Source organism: Komagataeibacter intermedius TF2 (assembly GCF_000964425.1).
GTDB classification, from domain to species: domain Bacteria; phylum Pseudomonadota; class Alphaproteobacteria; order Acetobacterales; family Acetobacteraceae; genus Komagataeibacter; species Komagataeibacter intermedius.
The window spans coordinates 1-252 of record NZ_BANF01000371.1 but is presented as its reverse complement, the minus strand read 5'-3'; the positions used below and the strand labels follow the sequence as shown (position 1 = coordinate 252).

General features: G+C 61.9%; 1 pseudogene. It reads right to left on the bottom strand.

From position 1 onward, the window contains the following. Nucleotides 1-252, bottom strand: a pseudogene (locus B7449_RS23050) (phosphoadenosine phosphosulfate reductase family protein); the annotation flags it as partial.

Sequence of the window (252 nt, the reverse complement as noted above, 5' to 3'; positions counted from 1 at the left end):
CGATCCCGCCTTGGCGCGCGGAGAAATACAGCCTGACGCCAAGGCCTGCAGCCAGATGCCGCCCGTAATCCGGCACATGCGGCCAGTCAAAAACGTCCCCGTCATCGTCCACACGATGGTGCCACCACTCGATGCGCTGGGGCGCCACGCCCTTTTCGAGCAGGTGCAGGGTACTGGCGAGGGAATCCTTGCCAAAGGAACAGGCGATGATGACGTGATCATAACGCGCCAGATCAGGTATCTCTCCGGGCT